This window comes from Thiohalobacter sp., from assembly GCF_027000115.1.
Classification (GTDB): domain Bacteria; phylum Pseudomonadota; class Gammaproteobacteria; order Thiohalobacterales; family Thiohalobacteraceae; genus JALTON01.
In genome coordinates this window covers 1-26,270 of record NZ_JALTON010000059.1, presented here as the reverse complement: position 1 = coordinate 26,270, position 26,270 = coordinate 1, and the positions used below count along the sequence as shown (strand labels likewise).

General features: G+C 67.6%; 26 protein-coding genes and 1 tRNA gene. 8 read left to right on the top strand and 19 right to left on the bottom strand.

The window, feature by feature from the left end:
* Positions 1–15: 15 nt before the first annotated feature.
* The 6 genes from rpsR to rnr form a co-directional block, all read right to left on the bottom strand.
* A complete protein-coding gene (rpsR, locus tag MVF76_RS12295) occupies positions 16–240 on the bottom strand; it encodes a 30S ribosomal protein S18 (RefSeq protein ID WP_297529556.1) in 225 nt (74 codons plus the stop codon).
* Between the two features lie 14 nt (positions 241–254).
* Positions 255–584, bottom strand: coding sequence for a primosomal replication protein N (priB, locus tag MVF76_RS12290; protein WP_297529554.1), 330 nt, complete (start codon positions 582–584; stop codon positions 255–257).
* A 14-nt stretch (positions 585–598) separates the two neighbouring features.
* Positions 599–997 carry a 30S ribosomal protein S6 gene (gene rpsF / locus MVF76_RS12285; RefSeq protein ID WP_297529552.1) on the bottom strand — a complete coding sequence of 133 codons (399 nt, stop codon included), beginning with the start codon at positions 995–997 and terminating at the stop codon, positions 599–601.
* 117 nt (positions 998–1,114) lie between these two features.
* Entirely contained in the window at positions 1,115–1,867 is a 753-nt protein-coding gene (gene rlmB / locus MVF76_RS12280) for a 23S rRNA (guanosine(2251)-2'-O)-methyltransferase RlmB (RefSeq protein ID WP_297529550.1), read from the bottom strand.
* Positions 1,868–1,880: 13 nt separating this feature from the next.
* Positions 1,881–2,582, bottom strand: a complete 702-nt coding sequence (locus tag MVF76_RS12275; protein ID WP_297529548.1) for an OmpA family protein — start codon at positions 2,580–2,582, stop codon at positions 1,881–1,883.
* Complete coding sequence (rnr, locus tag MVF76_RS12270; protein WP_297529546.1) at positions 2,582–5,020, bottom strand: ribonuclease R; 2,439 nt, start codon at positions 5,018–5,020, stop codon at positions 2,582–2,584. The genes MVF76_RS12275 and rnr overlap by 1 nt, the downstream gene beginning before the upstream one ends.
* Before the next feature lie 114 nt (positions 5,021–5,134).
* Between rnr and MVF76_RS12265 the strand changes: the two genes are divergently transcribed.
* Positions 5,135–5,221 (top strand) — tRNA-Leu (locus MVF76_RS12265).
* Positions 5,222–5,271: 50 nt separating this feature from the next.
* Here MVF76_RS12265 and MVF76_RS12260 read toward each other — a convergent pair.
* The 12 genes from MVF76_RS12260 to MVF76_RS12205 form a co-directional block, all read right to left on the bottom strand.
* Positions 5,272–6,585, bottom strand: coding sequence for an adenylosuccinate synthase (locus MVF76_RS12260; RefSeq protein ID WP_297529544.1), 1,314 nt, complete (start codon positions 6,583–6,585; stop codon positions 5,272–5,274).
* Positions 6,586–6,632: 47 nt separating this feature from the next.
* Positions 6,633–7,823: an ATP phosphoribosyltransferase regulatory subunit gene (locus MVF76_RS12255; protein ID WP_297529543.1), complete on the bottom strand. Its 1,191-nt coding sequence runs from the start codon at positions 7,821–7,823 to the stop codon at positions 6,633–6,635.
* Positions 7,824–7,843: 20 nt separating this feature from the next.
* Positions 7,844–8,029 (bottom strand): DUF2065 domain-containing protein, encoded by a 186-nt coding sequence (locus MVF76_RS12250; RefSeq protein ID WP_297529542.1) that lies wholly within the window; start codon positions 8,027–8,029, stop codon positions 7,844–7,846.
* Between the two features lie 60 nt (positions 8,030–8,089).
* On the bottom strand, positions 8,090–8,959 hold the full coding sequence (gene hflC, locus MVF76_RS12245; protein ID WP_297529540.1) for a protease modulator HflC: 870 nt from the start codon (positions 8,957–8,959) through the stop codon (positions 8,090–8,092).
* Entirely contained in the window at positions 8,959–10,101 is a 1,143-nt protein-coding gene (hflK, locus tag MVF76_RS12240) for an FtsH protease activity modulator HflK (protein ID WP_297529538.1), read from the bottom strand. Before hflK ends, hflC begins: the two co-directional genes overlap by 1 nt.
* 114 nt (positions 10,102–10,215) lie before the next feature.
* Positions 10,216–11,538 carry a ribosome rescue GTPase HflX gene (gene hflX, locus MVF76_RS12235; protein WP_297529537.1) on the bottom strand — a complete coding sequence of 441 codons (1,323 nt, stop codon included), beginning with the start codon at positions 11,536–11,538 and terminating at the stop codon, positions 10,216–10,218.
* Positions 11,539–11,567: 29 nt separating this feature from the next.
* Entirely contained in the window at positions 11,568–11,825 is a 258-nt protein-coding gene (hfq, locus tag MVF76_RS12230) for an RNA chaperone Hfq (protein ID WP_297529535.1), read from the bottom strand.
* 136 nt (positions 11,826–11,961) lie between these two features.
* Positions 11,962–12,867 (bottom strand): tRNA (adenosine(37)-N6)-dimethylallyltransferase MiaA, encoded by a 906-nt coding sequence (gene miaA, locus MVF76_RS12225; protein ID WP_297529533.1) that lies wholly within the window; start codon positions 12,865–12,867, stop codon positions 11,962–11,964.
* Positions 12,868–12,899: 32 nt separating this feature from the next.
* Positions 12,900–14,699 (bottom strand): DNA mismatch repair endonuclease MutL, encoded by a 1,800-nt coding sequence (gene mutL, locus MVF76_RS12220; RefSeq protein WP_297529531.1) that lies wholly within the window; start codon positions 14,697–14,699, stop codon positions 12,900–12,902.
* A 66-nt stretch (positions 14,700–14,765) separates the two neighbouring features.
* Positions 14,766–16,079 (bottom strand): N-acetylmuramoyl-L-alanine amidase, encoded by a 1,314-nt coding sequence (locus tag MVF76_RS12215; RefSeq protein WP_297529529.1) that lies wholly within the window; start codon positions 16,077–16,079, stop codon positions 14,766–14,768.
* A 150-nt stretch (positions 16,080–16,229) separates the two neighbouring features.
* The gene (gene tsaE / locus MVF76_RS12210; RefSeq protein ID WP_297529527.1) at positions 16,230–16,694 is read right to left on the bottom strand and encodes a tRNA (adenosine(37)-N6)-threonylcarbamoyltransferase complex ATPase subunit type 1 TsaE; all 465 of its coding nucleotides are present in this window, start codon (positions 16,692–16,694) and stop codon (positions 16,230–16,232) included.
* Positions 16,691–18,193, bottom strand: coding sequence for an NAD(P)H-hydrate dehydratase (locus tag MVF76_RS12205; RefSeq protein ID WP_297529525.1), 1,503 nt, complete (start codon positions 18,191–18,193; stop codon positions 16,691–16,693). Before MVF76_RS12205 ends, tsaE begins: the two co-directional genes overlap by 4 nt.
* 78 nt (positions 18,194–18,271) lie before the next feature.
* Between MVF76_RS12205 and queG the strand changes: the two genes are divergently transcribed.
* On the top strand, positions 18,272–19,351 hold the full coding sequence (gene queG, locus MVF76_RS12200; protein ID WP_297529523.1) for a tRNA epoxyqueuosine(34) reductase QueG: 1,080 nt from the start codon (positions 18,272–18,274) through the stop codon (positions 19,349–19,351).
* Between the two features lie 171 nt (positions 19,352–19,522).
* Positions 19,523–20,815, top strand: a complete 1,293-nt coding sequence (gene trhP / locus MVF76_RS12195; RefSeq protein WP_297529521.1) for a prephenate-dependent tRNA uridine(34) hydroxylase TrhP — start codon at positions 19,523–19,525, stop codon at positions 20,813–20,815.
* A gap of 285 nt (positions 20,816–21,100) precedes the next feature.
* Here the strand turns inward: trhP and rsmI are convergent, their stop codons facing one another.
* Positions 21,101–21,940: a 16S rRNA (cytidine(1402)-2'-O)-methyltransferase gene (rsmI, locus tag MVF76_RS12190; RefSeq protein WP_297529519.1), complete on the bottom strand. Its 840-nt coding sequence runs from the start codon at positions 21,938–21,940 to the stop codon at positions 21,101–21,103.
* Between the two features lie 86 nt (positions 21,941–22,026).
* Here rsmI and MVF76_RS12185 point away from each other — a divergent pair, with 86 nt between their 5' ends.
* Genes MVF76_RS12185 through MVF76_RS12165 form a run of 5 tightly spaced genes read left to right on the top strand, consistent with a single transcriptional unit; the run spans position 22,027 to position 26,116 of the window.
* The gene (locus MVF76_RS12185; RefSeq protein ID WP_297529517.1) at positions 22,027–24,132 is read left to right on the top strand and encodes a penicillin-binding protein activator; all 2,106 of its coding nucleotides are present in this window, start codon (positions 22,027–22,029) and stop codon (positions 24,130–24,132) included.
* Positions 24,053–24,391, top strand: a complete 339-nt coding sequence (locus tag MVF76_RS12180) for a YraN family protein (protein ID WP_297529514.1) — start codon at positions 24,053–24,055, stop codon at positions 24,389–24,391. Before MVF76_RS12185 ends, MVF76_RS12180 begins: the two co-directional genes overlap by 80 nt.
* 13 nt (positions 24,392–24,404) lie before the next feature.
* Complete coding sequence (locus tag MVF76_RS12175; protein ID WP_297529511.1) at positions 24,405–24,998, top strand: phosphoheptose isomerase; 594 nt, start codon at positions 24,405–24,407, stop codon at positions 24,996–24,998.
* 5 nt (positions 24,999–25,003) lie between these two features.
* Complete coding sequence (locus tag MVF76_RS12170) at positions 25,004–25,591, top strand: BON domain-containing protein (protein ID WP_297529510.1); 588 nt, start codon at positions 25,004–25,006, stop codon at positions 25,589–25,591.
* Between the two features lie 30 nt (positions 25,592–25,621).
* A complete protein-coding gene (locus tag MVF76_RS12165) occupies positions 25,622–26,116 on the top strand; it encodes an O-acetyl-ADP-ribose deacetylase (protein WP_297529508.1) in 495 nt (164 codons plus the stop codon).
* The last annotated feature ends 154 nt before the right edge of the window (positions 26,117–26,270 follow it).

Genomic DNA, 26,270 nt, shown 5'->3' with positions numbered 1-26,270 from the left:
CCCCGGCCGACTGCCTCAGTGGGCGTCGCAGTAGGGCAGCAGGGCCAGGTAGCGCGCGCGCTTGATCGCCGTGGCCAGCTGGCGCTGGTAGCGCGCGCTGGTGCCGGTGATGCGGCTGGGCACGATCTTGCCGGTCTCGGTGATGTAGTTCTTCAGCGTCGCGAGATCCTTGTAGTCGATCTCCTTGACGCCCTCGGCGGTGAAACGGCAGTACTTTCTGCGACGAAAGAAACGAGCCATGGTCTGTTACCTCTTCAATTCGATTCCGTGTCCTGCTGCTCCGCCACCCGCTCGATGCAGTCGGCGTGCAGTTCGATGGTCACCGGCCCGGAGCGCCGGCTCGGCTGTGCCAGAAAGCCCCGCACCCTCAGGCGACTGCCTGTTTCGAGGCCGGCCAGCCTGTCCTGCAGGGCCCGGCCGGCCGCCACCACCCGCATCCTGGCCCGGATTTCCACCGGGTGCGCGGCCTCGGTCTGGGTGGAGCGGTGTTCCAGCAGGAAGCGCGCAATGGGGATGCCGGCGGGGGTGTACCTGACCTCCGGGGGCGCAACCAGCCAGCCTTCCAGCTCGGTGCGGTTGCGCATGCCGATGGCTGCGCTCAGGCGGCATCCTCGCTGGAGGCTGCCTTCTTGTCCTCGGTGGACTCGCTCGCACTCTCGCCGTCCCGGTCCTTGCTCTCGTCGCGCTTCGCCAGCGGCGAGGGCTCGGTGATGGCCTCGTCCCTTGCAATCACCAGATTGCGCAGCACGGCGTCGTTGAAACGGAAGGCGGAGGTCAGCTCGTCGAGCGCGGCCTGGTCGCACTCCACGTTCATCAGCACGTAGTGGGCCTTGTGGACCTTCTGGATGGGATAGGCAAGCTGGCGGCGACCCCAGTCCTCGAGACGGTGGATCCTGCCGCCGGAGCCCTCGATGGTCGAACGGTAGCGTTCGATCATGGCGGGCACCTGTTCACTCTGGTCCGGATGGACCAGGAACACGATTTCGTAATGACGCATTGTGTGCTCCCTACGGTTTACATCAGCCACCCGTCAGCGCGGTGTGGCAAGGAGACTCGCCCGCCGGCGGAACCGGGGACGAAGAGCGCGGTATGCTACTGAATTAGCGAGCCGAGATCAAATGTCGGGGGAACGCTGCCGGCGCGCCTCGAACAGCAGCACCCCGGCCGCCACCGAGACATTGAGGCTGGCGACGCTGCCGAACAGCGGGATGCGCACGAGGGCGTCGCAGTGTTCCCGGGTCAGGCGCCGCAAGCCCTTGCCCTCGCTGCCCAGAACCAGGCCCAGCGGCCCGGTCAGGTCGGTCCGGTACAGGCTCTGCTCGGCCTCCCCCGCCGCCCCGTACAGCCAGATGCCGCGGTCGCGCAGCGCCCGCAGGCAACGTGCGAGATTGGTCACCTGGAACAGCGGCACCACCTCGGCCGCCCCGCTGGCAACCTTGCGAACCACCGCAGTCAGGCCCGCCGAGCGGTCCTTCGGGACGATGACGGCGTCCACGCCCGCGGCGTCGGCGGTGCGCAGGCAGGCCCCCAGATTGTGGGGGTCCTGCACCCCGTCAAGGATCAGCAGCAGTGGCGGTTTGGCCAGGGCATCGAGACAAGCCTCAAGTTCGGCCTCGCCCCGGGGCGGGGCCGGCGCCAGCTCGGCCACCACCCCCTGATGGGAGGTCAGGCCGGCCAGCGAATCCAGCCGCTCGCGCGCCACGCGTTCAACCGGGATTCCGGTAGACTCCGCCATCGCCAGCAGCGCCGCCAACCGGTCATCCTCGCGACCGGCGCGCACCCACAGCCGGCGGACTCGCGTACTGTCGCGGGCCAGCAGTGAGGCGACTGCGTGCAGCCCGCCGACGCGTACGCTCGTCCTGCTCACCGATGCGGCCGAATCAGGGATTCCAGCGCGCTGGACCCGGCGATTCGTAGGCACGCTGCTCCTGGCCCTCGACGATGGGCTTGACGAACAGCTCGACCCTGCGATTGAGCTGGCGACCGGCCTCGGTGTCGTTGCTGGCGCGGGGTTCCCGTTCGCCGCGGCCTTCCGCCCGCAGGCGCTCGCGCGGCACGCCCCGCGATACCAGATAGTCGACCACGGCCCGGGCCCGGCGCTCGGAGAGCCGCTGGTTGTAGTCCGCGTCCCCGACGCTGTCGGTGTGGCCCACCACATGCACGATGGTGCGGTCGTAGCGCCGCAGGATCTCCGCCACCTTGTCCAGGGTGGGACGAAAGGCAGGCTTGATGGCGGCACTGTCGAAGTCGAAGGACACCTCGCTGGAGATGTCGATCTTGAGGCTCTCGTCCTTGAGCCGCTCGATCTCGATCTGGTTCCTGCGCCGTTCCTCTTCCAGCGCTCGTTCAAACTCCTGCTGCTGCCGGTCCATGTAGTTGCCGACCAGGCCGCCGGCAACGGCGCCCACTGCCGCGCCGACGAAACGCCCGCTGTCATCGTCGATCTGATGGCCGATGATGGCACCCACCACGGCACCTACCGCGGCGCCCGTCTTGGCGCGGCGGTTGGGGTCGTCGGCCGCGCAGCCCCCGAGGGCCGCCACGACCAGGAGGGAAACCAGGGTTCTTCCTGTCTGCGTCATCAGTCCGTCCTCCTGTTGCGTCCGCGACCGGAACGCCGACCGCCCCGCCGGCGGGACCGGCCGCGGCCCTTCTCGGGCGCCTTGTCGTCCTGCTTCGGTTCGCTGCCCTTGCCGGCGGCACCCTTGTCCTGCTGCCTGCCGCCGCTGGCCGCGGCCTCATTCCGTGTCTTGCCGCCGCGCTTGCCACGACGCCGCGAGCGCCGGCTGCTGCGGGAAGGCGCTTCCTCGCCGGCCTCGTCCGGCAGCGCCAGGTCGATCTTGCGCTCGTCCAGATCCACCCGCACCACCTTCACCTCGATCGGATCGCCGAGCCGGTAGGTCCGGCCGCTGCGTTCGCCCACCAGCCGGTGATGGGAGGGGTCGAAGTGATAGTAGTCGTTCTTCAGCGCGGTGACGTGCACCAGGCCCTCGATGAAGATACCCTGCAGCTCGACGAAAATCCCGAACGAGGTCACACCGGCGATGATGCCGTCGTAGACCTCGCCCACCTTGTCCAGCATGTATTCGCACTTCAGCCAGTCCACGGCGTCGCGGGTCGCCTCGTCGGCGCGCCGCTCGGTCATGGAACAGTGGGCCCCCATACCATCCATGTCGGCCTCGCTGTAGGGGAAGGCCTGCTTGCGCTTGCGGTTGGCATTGCGCAGCACATGACGGATGCCGCGATGCACCAGCAGGTCGGGATAGCGGCGGATGGGCGAAGTGAAGTGGAGATACTGGGGCAATGCCAGACCGAAATGGCCATGATTGCTGGGCGTGTACACCGCCTGGGACAGGGAGCGAAGCATGACGGTCTGGATCAGGTGGGCGTCGGGACGGCCCTTGATGGCCTTGAGCAGCTTCGCGTAATCGTGCGCCTCGGGGCGGTCCCCACCACCAAGCTTGAGCCCGAGTTCGCCCAGGAACTCACGCAGGGCCGTCAGCTTCTCGGCCGTGGGACCCTCGTGGACCCGATACAGGGTTGGCAGCTTGTGGCGCGCGAGGAAACGCGCTGCGGCCACGTTCGCTGCAATCATGCATTCCTCGATCAGCCGATGGGCATCGTTGCGCTCCACCGGCACGATGCGATCGATCTTGCGATCAGGCCCGAATTCGATGCGTGTTTCGGTGGTATCGAAATCGATGGCACCGCGCGCCTCGCGCGCCTTGTGCAGGACCTTGTAGAGCCGATGCAATTCCTCCAGATGCGGCAGCAGCTTGCGATAACGCTTGCGGGTGACCGGATCCCGGTCGACCAGCATGGCGGCGACCTCGTCATAGGTCAGCCGCGCGTGGGACTTCATCAGGCCCTCGAAGAAGCGGGAACGGCGGATGTTGCCTTCGCGATCGATGTAGAGCTCGGCCACCATGCACAGCCGATCGACCTGGGGGTTGAGCGAACACAGGCCATTGGAAAGAATTTCCGGCAGCATGGGGATGACGCGCTGCGGGAAGTAAACCGAATTGCCGCGCGACTCGGCCTCCCGGTCCAGTGCAGTGCCCGGCTGCACGTAGTGCGAGACATCGGCGATGGCGACCAGCAGCCGCCATCCCTTGGGCTTGGCCTCGCAGTAGACGGCATCGTCGAAATCGCGAGAATCCACCCCGTCGATGGTCACCAGCGGGGTCTCGCGAAGATCGACGCGTCCGCGCTTGGCCGCGGGCGGCACCTTCTCGCCAAGGCCGGCGACTTCCTGCTCGACTGCCTCCGGCCATTCCAGCGGCAGGTCGTGGGCACGGATGGCGACATCGATCTCCATGCCCGGGGCCATGTGATCACCCAGTACCTCGACCACGCGGCCGATGGGCGGATTGCGGTAACCGGGCTGCTCGACGATCTCCACGGTGACGATCTGGCCGTCGCGTGCATCGCCCTCGGCACCCGGCGGAATCTGGATGTCATGGGGGATGCGCTTGTGGTCGGGCTGCACGAACTGCACCCCGTTTTCGGCATGGAAACGCCCGACTACCCGCTGGGTGTTGCGCTCCAGGATCTCGACGACGGCGCCTTCCTTGCGCCCGCGATAGTCCCTGCCAATGATGCGGGCCACGATGCGATCGCCGTGGAACAGGCTGCGCATCTCGCGCGGCGACAGGAACAGGTCGTCACCGCCCTCGTCGGGAACCAGAAAGCCGAAACCATCGGGATGGGCGATCACCCGGCCACGGACCAGGTCCAGCTTGTCGATCGGTGCATAGCCCTCGCGCCGGTTGCGCACGATCTGGCCATCGCGTGTCATGGCCCGCAGGCGACGCTGCAGGGCCTCGAGTTCGTCCGGATGCTTCAGTCCCAGGAGGCGGGCCAGCGCGTCGGCGTGCAGGGGCTCGCCTTGCTCCTTGAGCACCTCGAGGATCAACTCGCGGCTGGGAATGGGCCGTTCGTACCTGGCGGCCTCGCGGGCGGCATGGGGATCGCGGCGACGCTTGCCGGCGGATCCGCTGCCCTTTTTCTTGCGTGTCATGTCGGGTCTTTTCCCTTGTATTCGGCGTTCCGTTCGGCATTCGCGGGCGGATTGACAAGCCCGTGAGCGCCGGGTAAAGTGCGCGGCTTCCAGGGCGGGCGACCGGCCTGGCATGCCGAGGTGGCGGAATTGGTAGACGCGCTAGCTTCAGGTGCTAGTGGGGGTAACCCCGTGGAGGTTCAAGTCCTCTCCTCGGCACCAGTTCCCGAAGGGCCGATGTCGAAAGACATCGGCCCTTTTTCTTTCCCGCCTCAGTCGCCGAACGGATGGCGCAGGATGATGTTGTCGTTGCGGTCAGGCCCGGTGGAAATGATGTCCACCGGCACATCGGTCACCTCCTCGATGCGTTTCAGGTAGGCGCGCGCATTGGCCGGAAGCCGGTCATACTCGCGCACTCCCACGGTGGAATCCTTCCACCCGGGCAGATCCTCGTAGATGGGTTCGCAGCTGGCCAGCGCCTCGGCACCGACCGGCAGTGTCTGCAGTTCCCGACCCTGGCTGCGGTAGCCCACGCACAGGCGGATGGTGTCCAGCCCGTCCAGCACGTCGAGCTTGGTGATGCACAGGCCGGTCACGCTGTTGATCTGGTTGGCGCGACGCAGCGCCACGGCATCGAACCAGCCACAGCGGCGCGGACGACCGGTGGTGGAGCCGAACTCGTGCCCGACCCTGGCCAGGTGCGCCCCTACCGCGTCCTGGAGCTCATTGCCGTCGTAGAGTTCGGTGGGGAAGGGGCCGGCACCGACACGGGTTGTGTAGGCCTTGGTGATGCCCAGCACGTAGTCGATGCTGCAGGGCCCGACACCGCTGCCGGTGCAGGCACCGCCCGCGGTGGTATTGGAGGAGGTCACGAAGGGATAGGTACCGTGATCGATGTCCAGCAGCGCACCCTGCGCACCCTCGAACATGATGTCGTTGCCGGCACGGCGATGTCGATCGAGGATCTCGGGCACATCGCCGATTAGCGGTTCGAGGGTATCGGCCATGGCCAGGGTTTCGTCGAGCACCTGCTGGAAGTCCACCGGGTCGCACTTGAAATAGTTCTGCAGCACGAAGTTATGATAGTCCATCACCTCACCCAGCCGGGCCGCCAGTCGCTCACGCTGGAAGATCTCGCCGAGTTTCAATCCGCGGCGGGAAATCTTGTCCTCGTAGGCCGGCCCGATGCCCCGCCCGGTGGTCCCGATGGCCTTTTTGCCGCGGGCCTTCTCGCGGGCATGATCGAGCGCGACATGGTAGGGAAGGATGAGGGTGCAGGCCTCGGAGACGCGCAACCGCTCACGGGCCGGTACGCCCCGCGCTTCCAGCATCTCGATTTCCTCGATGAGGGCAGTCGGTGAAAGCACCACGCCGTTGCCGATCAGGCACTCGACGTTCTCGCGCAGCACGCCCGAGGGGATGAGATGCAGCACCGTCTTTTCGCCGTCTATCACCAGCGTATGTCCGGCATTGTGTCCGCCCTGGAAGCGAACCACCGCCGCGGCCCGTTCGGTGAGCAGATCGACGATCTTGCCCTTGCCCTCGTCACCCCACTGGGTGCCGATCACCACCACGTTCTTGCCCATCGTTCCCCTCTCTCCCACTGCAGTCTTCCTGGCAGACAAAACAGGATTCAGCCTCCCAGGGCTTTCACCTGCCAGCCTCCCCCCGTTTCGATCAGCTCTCTGTCGCAACCCAGCGCCGCCGCATCCACTCCCTGTTCCGGCAACATACGGATCACCCGCTCTCCCGCCGCGCGCAGGGCGTGAATCTCCCGTTCAAGCGCCTCGTCGCCGGCCGTCGGTGCCGCAATCGCTCCGGCCGGCGGCTCGCGGAAGGCACTGCCCAGTGCCAACAGTCTCTTCAGGTCGGTACTGAATCCGGTTGCGGGGCGGGCACGGCCGAATACTTCGCCGATCTTGTCGTAGCGTCCACCGCGCGCAATCTCCTGGCCACTTCCCGGTGCAAAGGCCGCAAACACCACACCGGTCTGATAGGCATAGCCGCGCAGTTCCGCGAGATCATAGTTCAGCGGCACCTTCGGCCAGCGCCTGGCCACGGCTGTGCCGATGGCGCGCAGTTCTGCGAGTGCCTGCCTGACCCCTTCGCCGGCCCCGGCGAGCGATTCCTCGGCTTGCGCCAGCACGCTCGCGTCGCCGTGAAGCCCGGCCAGTGCCGCAAGACGCTGCCGCGCCTCTTCGGCCAGGCCAAGACCCGCCAGCAGGGTTTCCAGCTCGGGCAGCGCCTTGCGCTGCAGCACATCGAACAGCTCCTGCTCCACCTCGGGTGTGAGCCCGGCCTCGGCCGCCAGTCCGCGAAAAATGCCGACATGACCCAGATCCAGATGAACCTCGGGCACACCGGCTACCGCCAGCGTCTCCAGCATCAGGCCGATGACCTCGAGATCGCTCTCCCGTCCGGCATGGCCGAACAGCTCGGCGCCCACCTGGAGGGGGCTGCGCGAGGCCCCGTGGCCCTCGGCGCGAGTATGCAGCACGGTGCCCAGATAGCAGAGCCGCACCGGACCCTCGCGCTTGAGCGCATGGGCGTCGATGCGCGCGGCCTGGGGCGTCATGTCGGCGCGCACGCCCATGGTCCGGCCGCTGAGCTGATCGGTCAGCTTGAAAGTGCGCAGGTCCAGGTCGTTGCCTGTGCCGGTAAGCAGCGACTCCAGGAACTCGATCATGGGCGGGATGATGAGTTCATAGCCCCAGCTGCGGTAGACGTCCAGTAGCCGGCGACGCAGGGCCTCGGCCCGCCAGGCCTGATCGGGAAGCATTTCCCCGATGCCCTCCGGCAACAACCAGTGATCGATCGCAGACATCTCTATGACCTTGCCTTCCTTCAGTGCACCAGATACAGCAGACCCACGCCCGCCAGCATGCTCAACAGCCCCGTGATGCGCAGGATCCTGTCATCCATGCGCGCAATGCTGAGCATGGCCTCGCGCATGCGCTGCGGACTGAGAAACGGCAGCATGCCTTCGATCACGAGCACCAGTGCCAGGGCAACAAACAGATCGTTCCACATCAGGGCTTCCAGAAAAAACCGGGCTCACGCCCGGTGATCGATCGGCATCCCCGTATCCGGCTACCGAGATTTGTGGCTACCGAAATAGCGGAAGAACTCGCTGTCCGGTTCCAGCACCAGCAGGTCGTCCGAGCTGCGGAAGGCGGTGCGGTAGGCCTGGAGACTGCGGTAGAAATCGTAGAACTCCCGGTCGCGATCATAGGCCTTGGCATAGATCTCCGTCGCCTGCGCCTCGCCGGCACCCCGAATCTCGTCCGATTTACGTCTGGCCTCGGCCAGGATCTCGGTACGGGCGCGATCGGCGCGTGCGCGGATGATGCGCGCGGCCTTCTCGCCCAGCGCCCGATGTTCCTTGGCGATGCGCTCGCGCTCCGCGCGCATGCGCTCGAACACGGCGCCCGCCACATTGCTGGGCAACTCGATCTGCTTGATGCGGAAGTCCACGATCTGGATGCCGAAGTCGCGCATCTTGTCGTTGGCCCGCTGAGCGACACCTTCCATGATCTCCTTGCGTTCGCCCGATACCACGGCGCGGATGGTCCGGTCACCCAGCTCGGACTGCAATCCATCCTTGATGATCTGCGCCATGCGCGAGGCCGCGTCGATCTCGCGGCCACCGAAGGAACGATAGAAGGCCTCGACATCGGTGATCCGCCACTTGGCAAAGTAGTCCACCAGCACGTTCTTCTTTTCGCCGGTCAGTATCTGTTCCGGCTTGGCGTCCAGGGTCAGAATACGGCGATCGAACTTGCGGACATTGTGGTAGACCGGAATCATGAAATGCAGGCCGGGCTCGAAGTCGGAACGCACGATCTGGCCGAGATGGAACAGGATGGCGCGCTCGCGTTCGTCCACGGTGAACACCGACATCCAGCCGACCACGATGACCAGCAGCAATCCGGCCAGGGCGGGAATGCGCAGATTGCCCATCAGCGACCCTCCCTCAGACGCAACGAATCGGTGCGGATCGGACGCGACGGCAGAGCCGCGCCCGACTGCGGCTGGGTGACATATTCATTGGGCCTGACCCGAGGTGCAGCGTTGCCACGATCCAGGTACTTGTCCAGTGGCAGGTACATGAGACTGTTGCCGTTGTCCACCTTCACCACCACCTTGCTCACATCGCTGAGCAGCTGCTCCATGGTTTCCAGATACATGCGTTTGCGGGTGACCTCCGGCGCCTTGCGGTATTCGGCCAGGGTCTGCAGGAAGCGGCTGGTTTCACCACGCGCCCGCTCGACGATCTGCTGCTTGTAGGCCTCGGCCTCCTCGATGAAACGCTGGGCGTCACCCTCGGCCTTGGGGATGATGTCACGCTCGTAGGCCTCGGCCTGTTTCTTGAACCGGTCCTCGTCCTCGCGCGCCTTGATGGCATCGTCGAAGGCCGCCTGGACTTCCTGCGGCGGCTGCGCGCCCTCCAGGTTGACCTTCACCACGTTGAGGCCGGTCTGGTAAAGGTCGAGCAGTTCCTGGATGTTCTTCTCGGTCTCGTTGACCAGCACCTCGCGACCGCCGGTCTTGGACAGGATGTCATCCAGGGTCTTGGAGCCGACCACCTCGCGCAATGCGCTCTCGGTGGCTTCCTTGAGGGTGTAGTCGGGATCCCGCACCCTGAACAGGTAGTCCTCGGGATCCCGCACCTGATACTGCACCGACAGTGCGATCTGAACCAGATTCTCGTCCTTGGTCAGCATCTGGGCACGATGCTGGGCCGGACGCACCTGATTGACATTGACCGTTTCCACCCGTTCGATGGGATAGGGGATGTGCCAGTGCCAACCCGGTCCCACGGTTTCCTGATACTTGCCAAAGCGCAGCACAACGCCGCGTTCCGCGGAATCGACGATGTAGAATCCGGAACCCAGCCACAGAGCGGCGATCACGATGGCCAGGAACCCGAAGCCGATGGCGCCCGTGCCCCCGCCACCGCGACGACCGCCGCGCCCGCCGAACAGGCCGCCGAGCTTTTCCTGCATCTTGCGCACGACCTCGTCGAGGTCAGGTGGGCCCTGATCGTCCCCGCGTCCACCCCAGGGATCGCGGTTGTTGCCACCCGGTTCGTTCCAGGCCATCCGGTTGTGCTCCGTCGCAACGCGCCGGCCAGGTTCGAAACCCGCCGCGGCCGTTTGCTGTGAGAATTTGAGAGGCGGCCAGTCCTGCTGGCCATGGAAAACAAAGGGCTGATTCTATTGGGCCGGCGCAGCCGCCGCAACCATGCCGGCCCCGGGGTCGGGCGCCAGATCGGCCAGTACGCCATCGGTCGTGCCCTGCAGACGCGCATACTCGGCCGCCGGGAAGCGTAGGTGCAGGTGGCTGCCGCCGTCCTCGGCGGCACGCTCCTCCATGACGAAGCCGCTGGCATAGAGCTGCGCGCGCAGGCGGCCCTGCGCGGGCGCCAGGGTTACCCAGCCGTCGATGAACTGCCCACCCAGTCGCTCGGCAATCGCCGACGCCAGCAGATCAAGGCCATCGCCGCTGCGTGCCGACAGCCAGACCCGCCAGGGCCGACCCTGCTCGTCGCGTTCCAGGCGCGGCTCCGCGCCCAGCCGGTCGATCTTGTTGTAGACGACCAGTTGCGGCACTTCGCCGGCGTCGATATCGGCCAGCACCTGGTTGACCTGCCCGATCCGTTCCCGGTGCGCCGAATCGCTGGCATCGACCAGGTGCAGGAGCAGGTCCGCGCTGCGCGTCTCCTCCAGCGTGGAGCGGAAGGCGGCCACAAGATCGTGCGGCAGGTGACGGATAAACCCTACGGTATCGGCCAGCACCAGGGGGCCGGCGCCCGGCAATTCCAGCCGGCGCAGGGTGGGATCCAGGGTCGCAAAAAGCTGATCGGCGGCGTAGACCTCGGCCTCGGTGAGACGATTGAACAGGGTCGACTTGCCGGCATTGGTATAGCCGACCAGGGACACGGTCGGCAACTCGGCGCGGGTCCGCGCGCGCCGTCCCTGCGCCCGCTGGCGCTGCACCTTGTCCAGCCGCAGGTTGAGCTGGCGGATGCGCTGGCCCAGCAGCCGGCGGTCGGTTTCGAGCTGGGTCTCGCCGGGACCGCGCAGGCCGATACCGCCCTTCTGGCGCTCGAGGTGGGTCCAGCCGCGCACCAGCCGGGTGGACAGGTGCCTGAGCTGGGCCAGCTCCACCTGCAGCTTGCCTTCGTGGGAACGGGCACGCTGGGCGAAGATGTCGAGGATCAGACCGGTACGATCCAGCACCCGGCAGCGGAACAGCCGCTCCAGGTTGCGTTCCTGGCTCGGAGACAGTTCATGATTGAACAGCACCAGCTCGGCGCCAAGGGCCTCGGCCTGCGCGCGGATCTCCTCCGCCTTGCCGGCACCCACAAAGTAGCGGGGGTCGGGTGCCCGCCGGGTGGCAACCACCGAGCCGAGCACGCGCGCTCCGGCCGATGCGGCCAGCTCGGCGAACTCCTGGAGGTCTTCCTGATCCTGCCCGTGCGGAAGGTTGACGTGAACGAGCAACGCCCGCTCACCGCTGCGGGGACGCTCAAACAAGCAGCGCCTCCCACCGTTGCCGGAGACCGTCAGCGGTTGCCGGGTTCAGGTCCGTCACCATTGTCGTGACCGTGCGACAGGCGCACGTTGCGCGCCGGCACCACGGTGGAAATCGCGTGCTTGTATACCATCTGGCTGACGCTGTTCTTGAGCAGGACCACGAACTGATCGAAGGATTCGATCTGGCCCTGCAACTTGATGCCGTTGACCAGGTAGATCGAAACCGGAACACGCTCCTTGCGCAGCGTATTGAGAAAGGGTTCCTGCAAGGATTGCCCACGCGCCATGTCGCCTCTCCTTCTTGTAATTATGCCCGCCAAAGATTATCCCGACGTCATCCGCTGTTAGGAATTACCTGTGCGAACAAAAGGTAACGATCGCCTTTTCAAATTTCGAGCAAGTGTAGCATAGTCGCTGCACCTGTCACTGTACAGCCGGGGCGGCGACCTCGAAAAAGGCCCTTGCCGCGGCCAGCGGATCCTCGTTCAGCGGGTCGACCCAGTGCGCCGCGGGCTCGCGACGAAACCAGGTGAGCTGCCGCTTGGCATACTGCCGGGTCGCCGCGATGGCCCGCTCCCGGAACGCGGCCTCGTCCAGCTCGCCGTCGAGAAACTGCCACGCCTGCCGGTATCCGACCGCGCGCATCGACGGCAGTTCCGGATGAAGGTCACCGCGCGCCCGCAACGCCCCCACCTCGTCGACGAATCCGGCCGCCAGCATGGCATCGAAGCGCTGCTCGATGCGCGCGCCCAGCACCTCGCGCGGCGGCGCCAGCACCAGCCGCCGCAGCGGCACGGCCACCTCCGCCTGCCGGGCATGCCAGGCACTCAGCGGCTCGCCGGTGAGCCGGTACACCTCCAGCGCCCGCTGCAGCCGCTGCGGATCGTTGGGATGGATGCGCGCCGCGGACTCGGGATCGACCCGCGCCAGCTCGGCGTGCAGTCCGGCGGAACCGTCCTGCGCCAGCCGTTCGGCCAGTTCCGCCCGCAGCTCGGGATCGGCCCCGGGCAGATCGGCCAGACCCTCGGCCAGCGCCCGGAAATAGAGCCCGGTGCCGCCCACCAGCAGCGGTAGACGCCCCCGGGCCCGGATCCGTTCCATTTCCGCCAGGCAGTCCGCCCGGAAACGGGCGGCGGAGTAGGTTTCAGCGGGATCCAGGATGTCGATCAGCCGGTGCGGCGCGCGGGCGAGGACGGCGGCATCGGGCTTGGCCGTCCCTATGTCCATGTGGCGGTAGACCATCGCCGAGTCGACGCTGATGATCTCGAACGGCAGGCGCTCTACCAGCGCCACCGCCAGCTCGGTCTTGCCCGAGGCGGTGGGGCCCATGATGCAGGCCACCGGGGTTGGTGCCGGAGCGCTCACCGGCCGCGCAGGAACCACTGGTCCAGTTCCGCCAGTGACCAGGCGACCCAGGTGGGCCGGCCATGATTGCACTGACCGCTGCGTTCGGTGCCTTCCATCTCGCGCAACAGCGCGTTCATCTCCGGCAGCGTCAGTTCGCGGTTGGCGCGCACCGAGCCGTGACAGGCCATGGTGGAGAGCACCGCGTTTGCGGCCTCGCGCAGGCGCCCGCTCATCCCGTGCTCGGCCAGATCGGCGAGCACGTCGCGCACCAGTTGCGCCACGTCCGCCTCGACCAGCAGCGCCGGCACCTGGCGCACCCGGACCTGCTCCGGACCGCTGCGGTCGACCTCGAAGCCCAACTCCGAAAACACCTCGGGATGCGCCTCGGCGAGATCGGCCTCGCGTTCACTCACCGCCAGCGTCAGCGGCACCAGCAGAGGCTGGGCACGGATGCCATCGCCCTCCAGGCCCTGCTTGAGCCGCTCGTAGGTGATGCGCTCGTGCGCCGCGTGCATGTCCACCATCACCAGGCCCTCGGCGTTCTGGGCCAGTATGTAGACACCGTGCAACTGGGCAATGGCATAGCCGAGGGGCGGTACCGTCTCCGCCGCCTCCGCCCCGGCCGGGGCGACCTCGGCCGCCGGCTCCGGTACCGGCGGGTGCAGGGCCGCGTAGGCCGCCACCTGTTCCCGCACCGCCAGCGGCATGGGCTGCTGCCGCGGCGCCGGTGCGGGTACAGCCGGCACGACGCCGGCCGCCCCGCCCTGCCCGGACGACAGGCCGGCCGGCACCGGGGCGCGGTTGACCATAGCCGGCCGCTCGGCGGCGATAACCTCGCCCAGGGTGTGACTGATGAAGCCGTGCACGGTGCGGCTGTCGCGGAAGCGCACCTCGTGCTTGGTCGGATGCACGTTCACGTCCACCTCGGCCGGATCCATATCCAGGAACAGTACAAAGGCCGGATGGCGGCCGTGATAGAGCACGTCCTGGTAGGCCTGACGCACCGCATGGGCGATCACCTTGTCGCGAATGGCGCGGCCGTTGACGAAGAAGTACTGCAGGTCGGCCTGGCTGCGGGAGAAGGTCGGCAGTCCGATCCAGCCGTGCAGGCGAAACCCGCCGCTCTCGCGCTCCAGATACCGGCACTCGGCCACGAAGGGCTCGCCGCAGAGCTTCGCCAGCCGCTGTTCCTGCGCCAGCCGGTCGCCGGCCGCCCGCAGCCGCCACAGGGTACGGCGATTGTGGTTCAACTCGATGGCGACACCGGGACGGCTGAGTGCGATACGCCGCACCACGTCCTCGACATGGCGAAACTCGGTGGCATCGGTGCGCAGGAACTTGCGTCGGGCGGGGGTATTGAAGAAAAGGTCGCGGACCTCGACCGTGGTGCCCACGGGATGGGCCACGGGTTCCGGCGCCTCGAAGCGGTCGCTGCCATCACCGCGCACCTGCCAGCCACTGTCGGCGTCGGGCGTGCGCGAGGCCAGCAGCAGCCGGCTCACGGAGGCAATGCTGGGCAGGGCCTCGCCGCGAAAGCCCAGACTGACGACCCGCTCCAGGTCGTCGAGATCGGCGATCTTGCTGGTGGCATGCCGCGACAGCGCCAGGGTCAGCTCCTCGCGCGGGATGCCCAGGCCGTCGTCGCGCACCCGGATCAGCCGCCGTCCGCCCTGCTCGATGTCGATCGCAAGGCTGCGCGCGCCGGCATCCAGGCTGTTTTCCAGCAGTTCCTTGAGGACCGAGGCGGGTCGCTCGACCACCTCGCCGGCGGCGATCTGGTTGACGAGCTGCGGCGGCAGCAGGCGAATGGGCATGGGCGGATTCTATCACGCCGCCCGGCGACCACCGACCCGCGGCCGGAAACGGAATATCCGCGGAACTCAGCTGCCGCGCGGAATGCGCAACACGTCGCCGACCCGCAGGCGGTCGGAGTCCAGCCCGTTGGCGACCTTCAGCTCGCGCAGGGACACGTCGTAGCGGCGCGCGATCCCCGACAGGGTATCACCGGGTCGAATGACGTGGCGCTGTTCCCGCACCCGCGCGGCGATCAGGGTGCCGGGCGGCGGGTTCTGCTCGAAATAGCCGCGAACACCGGCGAGTATCGCGCGCGCCATACGCTCCTGATGCCTGGGGTCGCGCAGCTTGCGCTCCTCGCGCGGGTTGGATATGAAGGCGGTTTCCACCAGGATGGACGGAATGTCCGGTGACTTGAGGACCACGAAGCCGGCCTTCTGCACCGAGCGCTTGTGTACCTTGCCCACCCGCCTGAGTTCGCGCAGCACCTTGTCGGCGACTTCGGTGCTGGCCTCGATACTGGCCGATTGCGACAGATCGAGCAGTACCGTCTTCAGCAGGTCATCCTTGTCGTCGAGACTGACGCCACCGACCAGGTCGGCCGTATTCTCGTGACGCGCCAGCAGCCGCGCCATTTCCGAACTGGCACCGCGACGCGACAGTACATAAACCGAGGAGCCATGCACGCGGGTATCGTTGAAGGCATCCGCATGGATGGAGATGAACAGGTCGGCACGATGATCGTGGGCGCGGCGGATACGCTCACGCAGACGCAGGAAGTAGTCACCATCGCGGATCAGCACCGGCTTCATGCCGGGCTCGCGCTCGATCAGGCGGGCGAGCTTGCGGGCGATGGCCAGCACCACGTCCTTTTCCCGGGTCCCGTGGCGACCGCGCGCGCCGGGATCCTTGCCGCCGTGGCCGGCATCGATGGCGATAATCAGATCGCGGGGCCGGGCAGTGACCTCGGCCGCGTCCTTGACCACCCGCGGCACCGCCGCGGTTTCGGTCTTCTTCTCACCGAGATCGATGACCAGACGGGGACCCTTGCCGTCCGCGGCCGGGAGCAGAAAGCTGCGCGGCTTGGCCGGCGCCCGCAGATCGAGCACGATGCGCAGGTCGCGGCCGTTGCGCACGCCCTTGCGCAGGGCCCGTACCAGGCCCTGATCCAGATTCAACTCATCGAGCGAAGCGGAGAAACGGGCGGCGGGGAGATCCACCACCACCCGGTCCGGCGCGGACAGGGTGAAGATGCGATGTTCCGCCGGGGCGTCGAGTTCCAGCACCACCCGGGTGGCGTCGGCGTCACCGCCCACCCGTACCTCGCGAACCTCCGTGGCACCGACGATCAGCGCCCAGCCCAGCAGCAGCACGCCCGCAATCTGTCGCCAGATCCCCATCGTTCCCCTCGCTGGCCTTCCCCCGGCAGGACTGCCCCAAGTCTAGACCGCGCCCCGGACAGATTTCAAGTTTTTCCTGAGCAATCCGGCTACTACACAGGATTCCTTTCAAGTTCAGGCAAGAGAAAGTCGCAGCCTATTGACCGAACGTCAGACCTCGAGACGCGCCAGCAGGCGTTCGCCAGCCGGAGAACCGGCCCGCAAACGCAGCCGACGACCGTCGTCGTTGTGCTCGATGGCGACCAGCAGATCGGCCGGAGGCAGAAAGCCCTCGCCGCGCTCCGGCCACTCGACGAGCAGCACCGCGTCATCGGCCAGCAGATCACGCAGCCCCAGCCACTCCAGTTCCTCGGGATCCGCCAGCCGGTACAGGTCGAGGTGAGCGAGCGTCCGGCCGGGAACTTCATAGGGCTCCACCAGGGTGTAGGTCGGGCTGCGCACATGGCCGCTGACACCCAGCGCCCGCAACAGGCCGCGCGCCAGCGTGGTCTTGCCGGCGCCGAGATCCCCCTGCAGATGGATCACCAGGCCGCCGGGGGGCAGAGCCCGGGCCAGCGCCGCGCCGAGCGCGCGCATGGCCGCGTCGTCGGCGATCTCCAGGCAGCGCTCGCTCATGGATTCACCAGCCGGCGCAGCCAGGGCAGCAGGTCCGAGGCCAGCAGCCCGCGCTCGCCACCCTCCGCCGCAGCGCGGTCGCCCGCCTCGGCGTGCACCCAGGCCCCGAGCAGCGCCGCCTCCGTCGCCGTCAGCCCCTGCGCCCGCAGCGCGGCAATCACGCCGGTGAGCAGGTCCCCCATGCCGCCGCTGCCCATGCCCGGATTGCCACGACCGACCACGGCCACGGTCTCGCCATCGCTCACCAGCGTGCCGGCACCCTTGAGCACGGCCACACCGCCGTAGCGGACTGCCAGATCGCGAACCGCCGCATGGCGATCGGCCTGCACCTCGGCCACGGGCCGGTCGAGCAGGCGCGCGGCCTCGCCCGGATGGGGGGTCAGGACCCAGCGATCACAGCGCCGCGGCGCGCCGGCCAGCAGATTGAGGCCGTCGGCATCCACCACCAGCGGCAGACCGCTGTCGAGGCCGGCCTCGAACAGGGGCCGCCCCCAGTCGCCCTGTCCCAGGCCGGGTCCCAGTGCAATCACGCCGGCGCGGGCCAGCAGCGGCGCCAGGGCCTCGGCGTCGGCGACGCCGCGGGCCATCAGTTCCGGCCGTTCCGCCGCCGCGATCGCCGCATGCACCGGGTGGGTGGCCAGACTGACCAGGCCCGCGCCGGTGCGCAGCGCCGCGGCTGATGCCAGCCGCGCGGCGCCCGCCATCCCCGGCTGGCCACCGACCACCAGCACATGGCCGAAATCGCCCTTGTGGGCATTGCGATGGCGACGCGGCAACCAGCGGGTAACCAGCCCGGGCACCGCCAGCCAGCCGTGGGGCACCAGGCCGGCGGACACCTCGGAGGGCACCCCGAGATCGTCGAAGCGCCGCTCGCCGCCACATTCGGAACCTGCACCGGTGTAGAGGCCGAACTTGCGGCCAATGAAGGAAACCGTGACCTCCGCGCGCACCGCGGCCCCGCGGATGGCGCCGGTGTCGGCATCGACCCCGCTCGGCACGTCGACCGCAATCACCGGCCGGCCACTGACATTGAGCAGCCCGATGGCCTCGGCCCAGGGGCCCGCGACCGGTCGCGCAAGTCCGGTACCCAGCAGGGCATCGACGCGGACATCGGCCTCCGGAAGGCCACCCGTGAAGGGCTGCCAGCGCACCCCGGCCCCGACGGCATCGCGGGCCGCCCGCGCGGCTTCCCCCTGCAGTCGTTCCGGTTCGAGCAGGCTGACCACCGTCACCTCGAGCCCGGCGGCCTGTGCCAGCCGCGCCACCACCCAGCCATCGCCGCCGTTGTTGCCGGCGCCGCAGAGCACGCCGACCCGCCGTGCCTCCGGCCAGCACTCGCGCAGCACGGCGAACAGGGCCGCGCCGGCGCGGGACATGAGTTCGCAGCCCGGAATGCCCCGCTCCTCGATGGCGCGTCGGTCCATCTCCCGAACCTGTTCCGCGCGATACAAGGGCAGGCAACCGGAACGGTGCAAGAGGGACGCGAACTCCGTATTCATGACAGCGGCTCGAAGGGGACGAATGGATGATAGACTGCTGAGCAGCCGCACCTTACCGCGAAGCCCTCACACGTGCCAGTGAACGCCAGCCCCCCCGTCACCGACTTCGACCCCGCGCAACTGGCCACGGACATCCGCCGCTGGGGCCGTGACCTCGGCTTCGATGCCATCGCCATCAGCGGTATCGACCTGGGACGCCACGAGGCGTACCTGCTCGACTGGCTGGCGGCCGGCCTGCACGGGGAGATGGACTACATGGCGCGGCACGGCACCCGGCGCAGCCGGCCGGCGGAACTCGAACCCGGCACCCTGCGCGTGATCTCGGCGCGCATGAACTACTGGCCCGAGGCCGCGGACCCCGAAAGGGTGCTGAACGACCCCACACGCGGCTATGTCTCGCGCTATGCCCTCGGTCGCGATTACCACAAGGTGCTGCGCCGCCGCCTGCAGAAGCTGGCCGACCGCATCACCGAGGCTGTCGGCCCCTTCGGCTACCGTGCCTTCACCGACAGCGCACCGGTACTGGAAAAGGCACTGGCCGAGCAGGCCGGCCTGGGCTGGATCGGCAAACACACCAATCTCATCGATCGCCAGTCGGGCTCCTGGTTCTTTCTGGGCGAGCTCTACACCAGCCTGCCGCTGCCGGTCGACGCACCGGCAGCGAACCATTGCGGCGACTGCCGCCGCTGCATCGATGCCTGCCCGACGGGCGCCATCGTCGCCCCCTGGCGCCTCGACGCCCGGCTGTGCATCTCCTATCTCACCATCGAGCTCAAGGGCAGCATCCCCGAACCGCTGCGACCGCTGATCGGCAACCGCATCTACGGCTGCGACGACTGCCAGCTGGTCTGCCCCTGGAACCGCTTTGCGCGCACCACGCCCCTGCCCGACTTCGCGCCCCGCCACGGGCTGGATGCGCCGCCACTGGCCGAACTGTTCGGCTGGGACGAGGCGACCTTCCTCGCCCGCACCGAAGGGTCGGCCATCCGCCGCATCGGCCACGAGCGCTGGCTGCGCAACATCGCCGTAGCACTGGGCAACGGCCCGGCGACAGCGGCGGCACGCGCCGCCCTCGAGGCGCGCCGGGACCATCCCTCCGCACTGGTACGCGAACACGTCGCCTGGGCCCTGGCACGGCTCCACGAGCAAAGCGCATGACCACCTGAACATCAGGGAATCCTTTCCCCCCGCCCCTCACTCCTCACTCCTCACTCCTCACTCCTCACTCCTCACTCCTCACTCCTCACTCCTCACTCCTCACTCCTCACTCCTCACTCCTCACTCCTCACTCCTCACGCCTCACGCCTCACGCCCTGTATACTCCCCGCCATGAAAGCCCCCGAACTGCTCGCCCCCGCCGGTAACCTGCGCAACCTGAGCTACGCGCTGGCCTATGGCGCCGATGCCGTCTACGCCGGCATTCCACGCTACAGCCTGCGGGTGCGCAACAACGACTTCCATCGGCTGGAGAATCTCGCCGCCGGCATCGAGCAGACGCATGCCGCCGGCCGGCGCTTCTTCCTCGCCACCAATGTCCTGCCCCACAACGCCAAGCTGCGCACCTTTCTCGACGATCTGGCGCCGGTGGTGGCGCTGCAGCCGGATGCCCTGATCATGGCCGATCCCGGCCTGATCCTGATGGTGCGGGAACGCTGGCCGGATCTGCCCGTTCACCTGTCGGTGCAGGCCAACACCATGAACCATGCCGCGGTGCGCTTCTGGCAGGGCGTGGGAATCCGCCGGGTGATCCTGTCACGGGAACTATCGCTGGACGAGATCGAGGAAATCCGCCAGGCCTGTCCCGACATGGAGCTCGAGGTCTTCGTGCACGGCGCGCTCTGCATCGCCTATTCCGGGCGCTGCCTGCTGTCGGGCTACTTCAATCACCGCGATGCCAACCAGGGCACCTGCACCAATGCCTGTCGCTGGGAATACAAGGTGCATGCGGGAAACACGGACGACACGGGCGAGGCCGCCGACATCGAATCGGCACGGCCGGCCGGGGAGTTCTTGCTCGAGGAACGGGAACGACCTGGCGAGTTCATGCCCATCGAGGAAGACGAACACGGCACCTACATCATGAACTCGAAGGACCTGCGTGCCATCCAGCACGTGGAGCGGCTGGTGCGCATGGGCGTCGACAGCCTCAAGATCGAGGGTCGCACCAAGTCGCACTATTACGTCGCCAGGGCCACCCAGGCCTACCGCCGTGCCATAGACGACGCCTGCGCGGGCCGCCCGCTGGACGCCGGGCTGGTCGAGGCGCTGGAGGCACTGTCCAATCGCGGCTATACGGACGGTTTTCTGGAACGACACCCGTCCCACGCATACCAGAACTACGAGGACGGCCGCTCGGAATCCCGCAGCCGGCGCTTCGTGGGCGAGCTGGTCGGCTACGACCCGCAGCAGGGACTGGCGGAGGTCGAGGTGAAGAACCGCTTTGCCGTAGGCGACCGGCTGGAACTCGTCCTGCCGTCCGGCAACCGGGAGTTCCGGCTCGAGGCATTGTTCGATGAAGGCGGCGAACCCATGGCAGTGGCGCCGGGCGGCGGCTACCGGGTGAAGCTGCCACTCGAGATCGACGACTGCCGGCTGGGCCTGCTGGCACGCTGCCTGGACTGAGGCCCTTATTAACCCGGCAACCCAATATGTCGTGTTCAGGATGCAGAGAAAGCCCCTGAACAAGGCGTGGCTCGCAGGCAATGGCCCAGCCCTTGGCAAGCGCCACAACGCCGGGCAGGGGCTTTCTCTGCATCCCTGACCTGTTCAAGATCAAGGGAAAGGCCGGGCTGTGCCGGTCCACAGTCTGCGTTGTCGTCGCTTGCTGTAGGGGTGCTACAGCGGCGCGCCGACGCCTTGCTGTGGATCGGCACAGCCCGGCTGAACACGACATATTGGGTTGCCGGGTTAATAGTTCTGCCCGGAAAGCGCCAGCGCCAGCCGGTAGAGCTCGTTGCGGCGCCGACCGGTGAGTTCCGCCGCCACTGCCGCCGCGCGCTTTACCGGCAGTTCCCGCAGCAGTATCTCCAGCATGCGGCGCGCATCCCCGGCCTCTGCCTCCTCTGGCGGCGCACCGGCCACCAGCACCACGAATTCGCCGCGGCGGTGATGTTCATCGGCATCCAGCCATGCGCACAGCTGGTCCAGCCGCCCGCCCTCGATCTGTTCGAACTGCTTGGTCAGCTCCCGAGCCAGCACCGCCTCGCGGGCCGCGCCGAAGGTCGCGGCGAGGTCCCCCAGCATGGCCTGGATACGATGACTGGATTCGTAGAACACCAGCGTGCGCGGCTCTCCGGCCAGCACCTGCAGCCGGCTGCGGCGCGCCTGCGCCTTCGCCGGCAGGAAGCCCTCGAACACGAAACGATCGGTGGGCAGGCCGGCGACCGACAGCGCTGCAATCAGGGCGCTGGGCCCCGGGATCGGCACCACCGGCACCCCGGCCTCGCGCGCAGCACGCACCAGCCGGTAGCCCGGATCGCTGATCAGCGGGGTGCCGGCATCGGAGATCAGGGCCACCGACTCGCCTGCCCGCAGGCGTTCGATCAGCTGCCCGCTGCGTTCCCGTTCGTTGTGCTCGTGCAGCGCAACCAGCGGTCGGCGGATGCCGAAATGCGCCAGCAGGTGACGGGAATGGCGGGTATCCTCGGCGGCGATCAGGTCCACCGCCGCCAGGGTCTCGCGGGCGCGCGGGCTCAGGTCGCCCAGGTTGCCGATGGGCGTGGCGACGACGAACAGCTGGCCTGACATGGAAACAAACCTCTGCCGGGAAACGGACGGCAAGGGAAACACTGCATCCGGAATCCTGTCACGAGCCCGAATCGCGACGCGCCGCAATGTCGCGTACCCTTCACCTGTCCGAGTACAATACCGGCAAGCTGCCAGGGACCCAAGCCAACGTGACCCATTCCATCGCGCACCGGATGCCAGCCCGTCGCCCGACCGCGTTCCTGCTCCTTGTCATGGCGCTCTGGCTCAATGCCTGCACCGCGCCCGCGCCCCGACCACCGGCAGCCGTTGTCGCCGCGCCGCCGGCCACCCTCGCCGAGGCCGAGGCGCTGGTCGCGGCCGGTGACCTGGAGGCGGCAGCTGCACGCTACGAGGCCGCTGCCGATACCGCCCGTGGTGCGCAGGCCGCGGCCCGGTACCGCCGCGCCGCCGAACTGTACCAGCGCCTGGATGAGCCGGGGCGTGCCCTGGCGGCGCTGGAGCGGGCGCTGGCCGCGGCCCCCGATCTTTCCCTGCGGCTGCAGGCGGCCCGCATGGCGCTGGCCGCGCGCGAGCCGGAGCGGGTGTCCGAACTGCTGGCCATCGACACCACGAACCTGCCGCCCGAGCGGGCCATCGAGGTTCACCGCCTGCGGGCCAATGCCTATTCGGCCAGGGGCAATCATCTGGAGGCGGCGCGCGAACACGTGTGGCTGGACGGACTGATCCGCGACCCGCAACAGCGCGAGGCCAACCAGCAGGCGCTCTGGGCGGCGCTCACCCGGCTCTCCGATGCAGCGCTGATCCGGCTGCGCAGCGGCCCGCCGGATGCACTCAGCGGCTGGATGGAACTGGTGCAGCTCGGGCGGCACTATCGGGACGATCCGGCCGCGCTGCAAGAGGCACTGGGAGAATGGCGGCGCCGCTACCCCGGGCACCCGGCATCCGATGCCCTGCTCGCCGCACTCGGTGCGCAACAGCTCAGGGTCAGCCGGCAGCCTCGCCACATTGCCGTGCTCTTGCCCGCCAGCGGTTCACTGAAATCCGCCGGCGATGCCATTCGCGACGGCCTGGTGGCGGCCTGGTTCCGTGCCGGACAGCCGGGTGAACTGCGCTTCTTCGACACCGCCGGTGACGCCGACATTGCCTGGAACCGCTACCGGGAGGCGGTCGATGCCGGGGCCGAGATGATCATCGGGCCGCTGCTCAAGCCGGCGGTGCGCCGACTGGCCCAGGCCGGGACGCTCGAGGTGCCGGTGCTCGCCCTCAACCGCGTCGATGTCGATCTGCCCACGCCTGTCGGCCTGTTCCAGTTCGGACTGGCACCCGAGGACGATGCCACCGAGGTCGCCGTGCAGGCACGCCGACTGGGCTTCGCCACCGCGCTGGCCCTGGTGCCCGAGGGGGAATGGGGGCAGCGCCTGCTGAGCGCCTTTGCCGGCGAATGGGAGGCCGGCGGCGGCGTGCTGCTGGAGGCGCAGGCCTATCCCGCGGAGACCCGCGGCCTGTCGGGCGTGATCGAGCGCTTGCTCAACATAGACGCCAGCCAGCGCCGGCATCAGCAACTGACCCGGCTGCTGGGCCAGCGCCTCGAATTCGAGCCGCGCCGCCGCAAGGACGCGGACTTTGCCTTCATGGCCGCCCAACCGGACCAGGCCCGCCTGATCAAGCCGCTGTTTCGTTTTCACCATGCCGGCGAACTGTCCCTGTTCGCGACCGCCCATGCCTACTCGGGCGTTGCCTCGCCGCAGCGCGACCGCGATCTCGACGGCCTGCTGTTCGTCGACCTGCCCTGGGTACTGGAAACGGATGCCGATCAGGCCCGGCTCAAGAACGAGATCATCGCGCAATGGCCCGAGCGGGGGCGCCGCCAGCAGCGGCTGTTTGCGCTGGGGGTGGACGCCTTCGATCTCACCCATGTCCTTGACGACCTTCGCAGCGGCCTGCTGGCCTTCGAGTCCGGAGCAACCGGGCGGCTGGAGCTGACAGCGGGAAACCGCATCCGCCGGCACCTCGTCGCGGCGCGCTTCCGTCGCGGCACACCCGAGGTCATTCCGGAAACAGAATTCGTTCAACCCACCCTTGGCAGGGAGGCCGAGGCCGATGGCAACACTGTGGACGCCACCGAATCGCCGGCGGGCGCGGGGCCAGGCGATGGAACGGCTGGCACTGGGTCACCTGAAACGGCAGGGCCTGCGCCTGCTGGCACGCAATTACCCGTGCCGGGGCGGTGAACTCGATCTTGTGATGCTCGACGGCGACATGCTGGTTTTCGTTGAGGTACGATACCGGCGTCATGACGGCCACGGCAGCGGGGCCGATTCGATCGACCATCGCAAGCGGCACCGCATCATCCGCTGCGCGCGACACTGGCTGCAGGCGAACCCGCAGCATCGCGACCGGCCGGCCCGCTTCGACGTGGTCAGCCTCGGCAGCAACCGGGGGACTGTCTCGGTAGACTGGATTCGCCAGGCCTTCGACTGCAACGACTGAAAAGGAACCCGGAATGGACCTGCTGGCGCGCATCGCGCAACAGTTCAACGACAGCATCCAGACCAAGCAGCAGGCGCTGGATGCCGTCGCCCCGGCGATTGCCCACGCCGCGGAGGCAATGACACGCGCGCTGCTGGCAGAGCGCAAGATCCTCGCCTGCGGCAATGGCGGTTCGGCGGCCGACGCTCAGCATTTCTCCTCCGAATTGCTCAATCGCTTCGAGATGGAACGACCCGGTCTGCCGGCGCTCGCCCTGACCACCGACAGTTCCACCCTGACCTCCATCGCCAACGACTACCGTTTTGAAGAAGTGTTCGCCAAGCAGGTCCGCGCCCTTGGCCAACCGGGCGACGTGCTGCTGGCCATTTCCACCAGCGGCAATTCCGCCAACGTGGTCCAGGCCACCCATGCCGCGCACGACCGCGACATGCGGGTGGTCGCACTTACCGGCCGCGAGGGCGGCGAGCTGGCAGACCTGCTGATCAACCAGGACGTGGAAATCCGTGTGCCCGCGTTATCCACGGCACGCATCCAGGAGGTCCACATCCTCGTCATCCACTGCCTGTGCGATCTCATCGACCAACAGCTTCTGGGACAGGAGGCCTGAAACCCATGTCACGTACCCTATCTGCATGCGCGTTGCTCATCGTCGCCCTCGTGGCCGGCTCGGGCTGCACCCCCGTGGTCGTGGGTGGCGCGGCCACCGGCGCGGCCGTGGTCCATGACAGGCGCACCGCGGGCACCGTCCTTGAGGACCAGTCCATCGAGCTCAAGGCCCTGACCAGGCTGCGCGAGGATCCCGAGATCCGAGAGCAGGCGCACATCAATGTCACCAGTTACAACCTGATCGTGTTGCTCACCGGCGAGACACCGACCGAAGCCATGCGCCAGCGCGCCGCCGAGATCGTGCGTGGCATCGAGCGCGTTCGTCAGGTACACAACGAGCTGCGCGTCGCCGCCCCTTCCTCCATGATGAGCCGTTCCAGCGACACCCTGATCACGGCCAAGGTCAAGACCGCCCTGTTCGGTATCAAGGGCATCGAGGACTTTGATCCGACGCGGGTCAAGGTGGTCACCGAGAACGGCACCGTCTATCTGATGGGCCTGGTGCGCCGGATGGAGGCCGATGCCGCCGCCGAGGCGGCGCGCACGGTAAGTGGCGTGCAGCGGGTGGTCAAGCTGTTCGAGTATCTGGACTGACCGCGCAGTCCTGTTACCGGGCATGACCCCATGATCGAAATCGCCGAATGCGACATCACCGAACTGGCAGTGGACGCCATCGTCAATGCCGCCAACGAATCGCTGCTTGGCGGCGGCGGCGTGGACGGTGCCATCCATCGCGCTGCCGGCCCGCGCCTGAGGGAATACAACCGCAGTCTGGGTGGCTGCCCGACGGGCGAGGCACGCATCAGCCCCGGATTCGATCTGCCCGCGCAGTGGGTGATCTCTACCGTCGGCCCGGTATGGCATGGCGGCGACCAGGGCGAGGCGCGGCTGCTCGAGTCCTGTTACCGGAATGCCTTCGAACTGGCGCTTCGAAACGACGTGCGCAGCATCGCCTTTCCCGCCATCAGCACCGGCGTCTACGGCTATCCCAAGGAAGCAGCCACGCGAATCGCCGTCGGGGTGATGCGCGCATACGAGGACCGTTTCGACCGCATCATCGCCTGCTGTTTCAGTGCCGGGGACGCCGCGCTGTATCGGCGGATACTGGCAGAACTCTAGCAGCCTGTCGGGCAATGGCCACGGCACCCACGGAATCCATATATGGACTCCCCCGTTTTGCAAGACGCCGGAAGACAGGTGGGGTCGGTTGCCTGCATATATTCGGCCTCTGTGATATGGGCGGTCTGTTGCCCGCCCGGGCCCTGATGGTGAA

What these genes read in the sequence shown, in the direction of transcription:
- MVF76_RS12250 (WP_297529542.1), bottom strand. Translation starts at nt 8,029, where the DNA reads ATGTGGAACGATCTGTTTGTTGCCCTGGCACTGGTGCTCGTGATCGAA.
- MVF76_RS12180 (WP_297529514.1), top strand. Translation starts at nt 24,053, where the DNA reads ATGGAACGGCTGGCACTGGGTCACCTGAAACGGCAGGGCCTGCGCCTG.
- MVF76_RS12255 (WP_297529543.1), bottom strand. Translation starts at nt 7,823, where the DNA reads ATGTCTGCGATCGATCACTGGTTGTTGCCGGAGGGCATCGGGGAAATG.
- MVF76_RS12260 (WP_297529544.1), bottom strand. Translation starts at nt 6,585, where the DNA reads ATGGGCAAGAACGTGGTGGTGATCGGCACCCAGTGGGGTGACGAGGGC.
- priB (WP_297529554.1), bottom strand. Translation starts at nt 584, where the DNA reads ATGCGCAACCGCACCGAGCTGGAAGGCTGGCTGGTTGCGCCCCCGGAG.
- rnr (WP_297529546.1), bottom strand. Translation starts at nt 5,020, where the DNA reads ATGACACGCAAGAAAAAGGGCAGCGGATCCGCCGGCAAGCGTCGCCGC.
- rpsR (WP_297529556.1), bottom strand. Translation starts at nt 240, where the DNA reads ATGGCTCGTTTCTTTCGTCGCAGAAAGTACTGCCGTTTCACCGCCGAG.
- MVF76_RS12215 (WP_297529529.1), bottom strand. Translation starts at nt 16,079, where the DNA reads ATGGGGATCTGGCGACAGATTGCGGGCGTGCTGCTGCTGGGCTGGGCG.
- MVF76_RS12165 (WP_297529508.1), top strand. Translation starts at nt 25,622, where the DNA reads ATGATCGAAATCGCCGAATGCGACATCACCGAACTGGCAGTGGACGCC.
- miaA (WP_297529533.1), bottom strand. Translation starts at nt 12,867, where the DNA reads ATGGGCCCCACCGCCTCGGGCAAGACCGAGCTGGCGGTGGCGCTGGTA.
- MVF76_RS12175 (WP_297529511.1), top strand. Translation starts at nt 24,405, where the DNA reads ATGGACCTGCTGGCGCGCATCGCGCAACAGTTCAACGACAGCATCCAG.
- mutL (WP_297529531.1), bottom strand. Translation starts at nt 14,699, where the DNA reads ATGCCCATTCGCCTGCTGCCGCCGCAGCTCGTCAACCAGATCGCCGCC.
- rsmI (WP_297529519.1), bottom strand. Translation starts at nt 21,940, where the DNA reads ATGTCAGGCCAGCTGTTCGTCGTCGCCACGCCCATCGGCAACCTGGGC.
- MVF76_RS12275 (WP_297529548.1), bottom strand. Translation starts at nt 2,582, where the DNA reads ATGACGCAGACAGGAAGAACCCTGGTTTCCCTCCTGGTCGTGGCGGCC.
- trhP (WP_297529521.1), top strand. Translation starts at nt 19,523, where the DNA reads ATGAAAGCCCCCGAACTGCTCGCCCCCGCCGGTAACCTGCGCAACCTG.
- MVF76_RS12170 (WP_297529510.1), top strand. Translation starts at nt 25,004, where the DNA reads ATGTCACGTACCCTATCTGCATGCGCGTTGCTCATCGTCGCCCTCGTG.
- hflC (WP_297529540.1), bottom strand. Translation starts at nt 8,959, where the DNA reads ATGGGCAATCTGCGCATTCCCGCCCTGGCCGGATTGCTGCTGGTCATC.
- MVF76_RS12205 (WP_297529525.1), bottom strand. Translation starts at nt 18,193, where the DNA reads ATGAATACGGAGTTCGCGTCCCTCTTGCACCGTTCCGGTTGCCTGCCC.
- tsaE (WP_297529527.1), bottom strand. Translation starts at nt 16,694, where the DNA reads ATGAGCGAGCGCTGCCTGGAGATCGCCGACGACGCGGCCATGCGCGCG.
- rpsF (WP_297529552.1), bottom strand. Translation starts at nt 997, where the DNA reads ATGCGTCATTACGAAATCGTGTTCCTGGTCCATCCGGACCAGAGTGAA.
- hfq (WP_297529535.1), bottom strand. Translation starts at nt 11,825, where the DNA reads ATGGCGCGTGGGCAATCCTTGCAGGAACCCTTTCTCAATACGCTGCGC.
- hflK (WP_297529538.1), bottom strand. Translation starts at nt 10,101, where the DNA reads ATGGCCTGGAACGAACCGGGTGGCAACAACCGCGATCCCTGGGGTGGA.
- MVF76_RS12185 (WP_297529517.1), top strand. Translation starts at nt 22,027, where the DNA reads ATGTCGCGTACCCTTCACCTGTCCGAGTACAATACCGGCAAGCTGCCA.